The sequence below is a fragment of the Pirellulales bacterium genome (assembly GCA_035533075.1).
Classification (GTDB): Bacteria; Planctomycetota; Planctomycetia; order Pirellulales; family JAICIG01; genus DASSFG01.
Genome location: DATLUO010000044.1, coordinates 1 through 6,736 on the forward strand (window position 1 = coordinate 1; position 6,736 = coordinate 6,736).

The window sequence follows — 6,736 nt, forward strand, 5'->3', positions numbered from 1 at the left end:
TCTCCGTGAGTTGGCGCTTTAATTCGGCGGTGAGGGGCGGCACGCCGTCGGGGTCGGTCACGCGGTCGAACTCGTCGAGCCTTTTTGCGAGCGACTTGTTCATGGCCGACAGCGAGCGGCGGAGCCTGGCGTCGGCGGCGGTCTGGCGCGGCGGCCGCCCGAGCCGCTCGCGGGCCAAGGCCACGGCCACCAGGACCGGCAGGTTGGCCACATCCTGTTCCAAGCGGAACGCCTGGCCGATGAGCTGAGCACGCTCGCAGCGCGTGCGGTTGATGTGGTGGGCTTCACGCCAGGCCCTCCATTGGGCGGGGTCGAAATCTCGTCCCACCGCCAGCAATACCTTGCCGAGGAACCAATAATGCGTCGCGTGGCGCTGGCGTGGCTTGATCTGCTCGTTCTCCCATACGGCACGGGCGTCCAGTTCGTCGCGGCTCCAATCGCCGCCGGGCACGCCCATGCGGACATCCGCCTCGGCGTTTGGCGGCGGGAAGCTGACATTGCGGGCCGCGAGAATCATGGCGTTACCTCAATGGTTTGGGTAAGAAGTCGGCGCCGCCGAGTGTCGACCAGGCCGCGCGGCCGGAATGAGGTCGGCGTCTCCAATGCGCAGACGTGCGCAACGGGCGCTTTAGGCCGTGCGCACGCGGCGGCTTGGCCGCGCCGTTCGGCCATACGCGGTGCGTGCGCAGACGTGCGCACACGCGCTTGCAGCGGCGAGATGGCCGAAACTCGTGAACTTCTCTCTCTGGGGGCGCTGCGGGGGCATGGAGTGATTCGGCGATGCTTCATCGCAGATCGTGGCAGCCTTCCAATCGGCTTGGCAGCCCTTGAAAAAACGCGGGAAAAAGCGTGGCCATCTTTGGGGAGACGGTTGGCAGCCTCCCAATTTGCTTGATAGCCTTCTGGTGCAACGTTGCACCATGAACTCGTGGTGGTTTTACCCGCCGGCCTACCGGCCTTCGGGGTCGGTTGTCTTGCGCCTTGATGTCGGGTAACTTGGAGCTTGGCTTTCGCTGTGCAACGACGTTGCGATGGCGAAAGAGCCTGCCCCGAACTCCTGCCTGTTTTGTGCCTTAGAGAAACCTGAATGACCGTAGCCAAGTCGGATGCGTCGGCCACACCTGCGGCGGCCCAGGCCGCCCGCGAAAAGCTCGACGCCCACGCATATGAAATCGTGCAGTGGCACTTCCATCCTTCGACGGGCTGCCCGTTCTGGCTGGATTACAAGTCGCAGTTGAAGTTCGACCCGCTCAAGGAGGTGAAAGGGTACGACGACATCAAGAAGTTTCCGCCGTTTCAAGACGACTGGCTGCGCGGCGGCCCGGTGCGGCGTTGGGTGCCGAAGGCCTTCGCCGACAAGCCGATTTACGTCTTCGAAACCGGCGGCACGACCGGCGTGCCCAAGAGCCGCATCGCCTGCGACGACTTCCGCACCGACTATGAACTCTTCAGCCACACCTTGCCCGACGAGTTTTTTCCCAAAGGATCGAACTGGTTGATGCTGGGACCCTCAGGTCCGCGGCGGCTGCGGCTGGCGGTCGAACACCTGGCCCAGTATCGCGGCGGTATCTGTTTCTGCATCGACCTCGATCCGCGCTGGGTGATCAAGCTGATCAAAAAGGGGTGGATGGAGCATCTCGAAGCCTACAAGCAGCACTGCATCGACCAGGCGGCGACGATTCTCGGCGCCGGGCATGACATCAAGTGCATGTTCACCACGCCCAAACTGCTGGAGGCCTTGGCGCTGGAACTGGAAAAACGCGGCTCCGGCATTCGGCAGTCGGGCATCACCGGCATCTTTTCCGGCGGCACGGAGTTCACGCCGCAGTGGACCCGTTTCGCCACGGAAGAGTTTTTGGAGGGCGTTTACATGACGCCCACCTACGGCAACACATTGATGGGGCTGGCTTGCTCGAAGCCGGTCACGCCGCAAGAGAACTACAAGATCACCTATTACGCCCCGCAGCCGCGGGCGGCCATCGAGGTGGTCGATTTCCAGGACGCGAACCAGGTGGTTGCCTACGGCGCCACGGGCCGCGTGAAGCTGACGACGATGACCAAAGAGTTTTTCGTGCCCGGCTTCTTGGAGCGCGACGAAGGCGAGCGCGAGCCGCCCTATGAAAAATATCCCTGGGACGGCATCAGCGGCGTGCGGCCCTTCCACGAGTTGGCGGAAGCCACCACCGTGGGAGTTTATTGAGTAATCGGAACGGGGAATTCTTCATGGCCACGACTGAACGCCTGTTTTCGGCTGAGGAGTATGCTCGGCTCCCCGATAATGGTATGCCCACGGAACTCGTGCGCGGGCGCATCGTCACGATGAATGTACCTAACTTCCGCCATGGTTGGCTTTGCATTCGCATCGGCAAGCTTTTGGCTACGTACGTCGATGATCGCGAGCTCGGATACGTGCTAGGAAACGACGCGGGAATGGTGACCGAGCGCGGTCCCGATACGGTGCGCGGTCCCGACATTTCGTTTTTCAGCTATTCCCGCATTCCCAAAGGGGCCGGTCCAGAGGGCTATGCCGAGGTTGCCCCCGAAATCGTGTTCGAGGTGCGTTTGCCCGGCGATCGTTGGCCCAAGATTCTTCGGCGGGTTGGCGAGTTACTCAGCGCGGGCGTGCTGGCCGTTTATGTTGTCGATGCGAAGAAAGAAACCGTTATCGTATTCGATGCGGACACCGACGAGCCCGGCCGGACCTTGCAGGGCGAAGATGAACTGCCCTTTCCTGAGCCGCTGACGGGCCTGCGCATCGCCGTACGGCAATTGTTCTCCTGATCGTTCTTCCCGATGTTCAACACCTAAGTCCTAAGACCTTCTGATGTTAAACCTTCCCGTCCTGCGTTGGGGCAAGCCCTACGAATCGCTGGAAAGCGATACGGTGCTGCATTTCATCACCGGCGAGCCGATCGCCAAAGTGGCCCAGGCCAACGCCGGCCTGTTGCAACGCGACATGCGGTTCGCCAAGCGGGCACGCGACGTGCTGCGTGCCATCCCGTGCCATGAGTTGATCGAACGCATCAAGAAAGCGGCCGATCTCTATCTGAACGCCACGCTGCCGATGGGCGACGGCAAGCAGTCGCCGCAGGAGTTTGCCCGGCAGCAGTCGGCTTCGACCGGCCTGCCCGAGCACATGTGCGCCGCGAACATGCACAAGAACTACTTCGTGCTGACGCACATGGACCAGATGCTCGACGCACTCACGCGCGGGCTCGACCTGAACATCCTCAGCCGCGGCTATGGCGTCGAGAGCCGCGGCGTGGTGGTGAGCTATCAGGCCCAGTCGCCCATCGTGGGCCTCGTACTGCCCTCGAACTCGCCGGGCGTTCACACGCTCTGGCTGCCCGTGATTCCCATGCAGATCGGCCTGGTGCTCAAGCCCGGTCCGCAGGAGCCGTGGACGCCGTATCGCATGGCGGCCGCGTTCTTCGAGGCCGGCATTCCTCCCGAAGCCATCTCCATCTATCCGGGCGGCGGCGATATCGGCGCGGCCGTGCTGGCCCATTGCGACCGCAGCATGATCTTCGGCGGCACAGCCACCGTCGAACGCTACAAGGGCAATCCCAAGGTGCAGGCGCACGGACCGGGCTTCAGCAAGGTGCTGATCGGCGACGACCTGGTCGACCGCTGGGAAGAATTCATCGACCTGATTTCCGACAGCGTCTACCTGAACAGCGGCCGCGGCTGCATCAACTGTTCCGGCGTGTGGGCCTCGCGTCACACCGAGGAAATCGCCCAGGCGTTGGCCGAGCGGCTGGGACCGATTGAAGCTCTGCCGCCCGAAGATCCCAAGGCGGGCCTGGCCGCCTTCACGGTTCCCGGCGCTGCCCAGGGAGTCTGGAAGGCGATCGAAGCCGACCTGCGTGAAGACGGCGTGAAGCATACGACCGAACCTTATGGGCCGCGCCTGGTGGAAATGGAACGCTGTGCCTATCTGCGGCCGGTCGTCGTGCATTGCGATTCGCCGGAACGGGCCATCGCCAAGAAGGAATACATGTTCCCCTTCGTCACGGTCGTCAAATGCCCGCAGGAGAAAGTGCTCGATTCGATCGGGCCGACCTTGGTCTGCACCGGCATCACCGACGACCCGGCCCTCCAGCGGGCCCTGACGGACGCCACGCACATCGACCGGCTGAACATCGGGCCGATTCCCACGATCAAGCTCGACTGGCTGCAGCCGCACGAGGGCAACATCGTCGAATTCTTGTTCCGCGCGCGGGCCTATCAGATTCCCAAGGAGAAATTAGCGACGTAGGGGATGGGATTTTGGATTTTCGATTTTGGATTTTGGATTCCTTCAATCCAAAATCCAAAATCCAAAATCCAAAATCGCCACCGTGACCCGATACGATTGCCACCGAGCTCCATGATTCCCTTCGATTTCCAACTCCGCACGCGAATCGTCTTCGGCCCCGATCGGGTCGATTCGCTGGGTGAATTGGCGAGTGAATTGGGGGCGCGGCGGGCGCTGGTGGTGAGCGATCCGGGCATCGTCGCCGCCGGGCACGCGAACCGCGGCATCGCCTCGCTCGACCGCGTGGGCATCGAAACGCACCTCTTCGACGGCGTTACCGAGAATCCGACCGATCAGAACGTCGAAGCGGGAGTGGCATTCGCCAAGAAGTGCCGCCCGGAGTTGATCGTCGGTCTGGGCGGTGGCAGCTCGATGGACTGCGCCAAGGGAATCAACTTTGTCTATTCGTGCGGCGGCCGCATTCAAGACTATTGGGGCACGGGCAAGGCCAGCCGGCCCTTGTTGCCGATGATCGCCGTGCCCACCACCGCCGGCACCGGCAGCGAGGCCCAATCGTTCGCCCTGATCAGCGATTCGCAAACGCACGTCAAAATGGCCTGCGGCGATAAGAAGGCATCTTGCCGGGTCGCCTTGCTCGATCCGGCATTGACCGTCACGCAACCGCCCGGCGTGACGGCCCTGACAGGCATCGACGCCGTGGCGCATGCCGTGGAGACCTATGTCACCAACCGCCGCAACGCCGTGTCGCTGGCCTTCAGCCGCGAAGCCTGGCAGTTGCTGGCCGAAAACTTCACGCGCGTGCTGGCCGAGCCGACCGATCTCGACGCTCGCGGCGGCATGCAGCTCGGCGCCTGTTTTGCGGGGCTGGCCATCGAAAACTCGATGCTCGGCGCCACGCACGCCCTGGCGAACCCGTTGACGGCCTTTTACGGCATCATGCACGGCCAGGCCATCGGCATGATGTTGCCGCACGTGATCCGCTTCAACGGCGAGGAGTTCGACGGCTGGTATCGCGAGTTGCTGGAGTATGTGCCCAGCACGAACGGCGACGGGCGGCACGGCCCCGCGTCGCACGCACTGGCCGACGTGGTGGCCGACTTCGCGCGGCGTGCCGGGCTGCCCGAACGGCTCTCGCAGTGCGGCGTCGAGCGCGAAAAGCTGCCCGCCCTGGCCGAAGACGCCGCCAAACAATGGACCGGCACCTTCAATCCTCGCAAGGTCGGCCAGCAAGAGCTGCTTGCGCTCTACGACTTGGCCTATTAGCGCCCGGGCACTACGAGTTCCTTTCCAACGCCGGTGGCTGACGCTTTCGACGAGGTCAGAACAGCTCATCAATCGGTCGGCCGCTGGGCGAGTCGGCCAGACCTCCGAGGCGGCGACGGTGACCATCTCCCCGTCGATCGACTACGCGGTCGGCCCGCTGCCCAGCGCCACGGTCACGCTCGTGGAAGATACGGTGCCGCAGGTGACGATCGCGGCCCTCGACGATCAACCGAACGGAGCAGAACGGCGGGTCATCGGAATTCTGAAAGTAGGTGCTTGCAATCGCGATGGACGAAGCGTAGACTGCGCGGCCGAGGATGGAAGGTCTGCCTTTCGTGACGGGCGGTTCTTGCCCGACCTTCCGTTCTCGTCCGCAACCGATTCACGCGGAGGTGCGGTGTGAAAGCGTCTTGGCCAGCGGCGTCGGAACGTCCGGCGCCACGCCGAAGGTGTAGTTGTCGGCCCTTGCCGACGCGATCGCTCTACGCCAGAGCGGAGATAAGCGGTGCGCGCCCCACTTATCTCCTGGCACGTCCCGCGGCCGACGCTTCGCCAGCGCACTCTGTGGGGAACGCCCTCCGTGGCGTTCCGCGAATACCGGATCTACCTCCCAATGCGCGAGCGGAACGCCACGGAGGGCGTTCCCTACAGAACCCGCCCGGCCCGGTGCAAAAGCGTGGCGCGCACCGCTTATCGCGCGGCCCGTTCGGGCGCGGTGGCGTAAAGCTTCACCGAACCCGTTGCCATTTTCACACTAACCCGAAGCGCGAGCGAGGTTTTGCCGCTTTTTTCACGTTCCTCGCTGGCGCTTCGGGTTGGTGTTCGCGCCTGCGTACCGGGTTCGGCGAAGCGTTACGCGGTGGCGACATCGGCGACCACAAGATAAGGGGGGTGCGCCCCGCTTTTCTCTTCACCGAATGCAGGGCAGAGCGTGCCCGCGGAAACCGGGGCGCGCCCCGCTTATCGAGCTTCCGGGACGATCTGCGGCGCGGCCTCCCCAAACCGCCGCATGGCTCAGACGGCCTGGGAAGGCCGCCCCACGGACGCGGCAACCCGCTTCGAGCGAGTTTTTGTACGCCTTTTTAACTCATTCATCAGGAGACCGTCATGAGCGCGACACTTTGTGAACCAGACCTCCTGGGCATCGAGACCGACGAAGCGACGGAAGCGATTTGGGGCGAGGAGAACGATCGCTCGATCGTGGCGCGGGAAGTC

6 protein-coding genes are annotated in these 6,736 nt (G+C 63.4%); 5 read left to right on the top strand and 1 reads right to left on the bottom strand.

What is annotated here, in order from left to right; all coding sequences use genetic code 11:
* On the bottom strand, positions 1-517 hold a 517-nt coding region (locus VNH11_05475), incomplete at its 3' end, for a hypothetical protein (protein HVA45820.1).
* A gap of 570 nt (positions 518-1,087) precedes the next feature.
* On the opposite strand from VNH11_05475, the gene VNH11_05480 reads away from it, so the two are divergent.
* From VNH11_05480 to VNH11_05500, 5 genes are all read left to right on the top strand, one after another.
* Entirely contained in the window at positions 1,088-2,200 is a 1,113-nt protein-coding gene (locus VNH11_05480) for a hypothetical protein (protein HVA45821.1), read from the top strand.
* Between the two features lie 23 nt (positions 2,201-2,223).
* Complete coding sequence (locus VNH11_05485) at positions 2,224-2,781, top strand: Uma2 family endonuclease (protein ID HVA45822.1); 558 nt, start codon at positions 2,224-2,226, stop codon at positions 2,779-2,781.
* A gap of 43 nt (positions 2,782-2,824) precedes the next feature.
* The gene (locus VNH11_05490; GenBank protein ID HVA45823.1) at positions 2,825-4,258 is read left to right on the top strand and encodes an aldehyde dehydrogenase family protein; all 1,434 of its coding nucleotides are present in this window, start codon (positions 2,825-2,827) and stop codon (positions 4,256-4,258) included.
* Between the two features lie 111 nt (positions 4,259-4,369).
* Positions 4,370-5,521, top strand: a complete 1,152-nt coding sequence (locus VNH11_05495; GenBank protein HVA45824.1) for an iron-containing alcohol dehydrogenase — start codon at positions 4,370-4,372, stop codon at positions 5,519-5,521.
* Positions 5,522-5,639: 118 nt separating this feature from the next.
* Positions 5,640-5,924, top strand: a complete 285-nt coding sequence (locus tag VNH11_05500; protein HVA45825.1) for a hypothetical protein — start codon at positions 5,640-5,642, stop codon at positions 5,922-5,924.
* The last annotated feature ends 812 nt before the right edge of the window (positions 5,925-6,736 follow it).

What these genes read in the sequence shown, in the direction of transcription:
- VNH11_05480 (HVA45821.1), top strand. Translation starts at nt 1,088, where the DNA reads ATGACCGTAGCCAAGTCGGATGCGTCGGCCACACCTGCGGCGGCCCAG.
- VNH11_05490 (HVA45823.1), top strand. Translation starts at nt 2,825, where the DNA reads ATGTTAAACCTTCCCGTCCTGCGTTGGGGCAAGCCCTACGAATCGCTG.
- VNH11_05495 (HVA45824.1), top strand. Translation starts at nt 4,370, where the DNA reads ATGATTCCCTTCGATTTCCAACTCCGCACGCGAATCGTCTTCGGCCCC.
- VNH11_05485 (HVA45822.1), top strand. Translation starts at nt 2,224, where the DNA reads ATGGCCACGACTGAACGCCTGTTTTCGGCTGAGGAGTATGCTCGGCTC.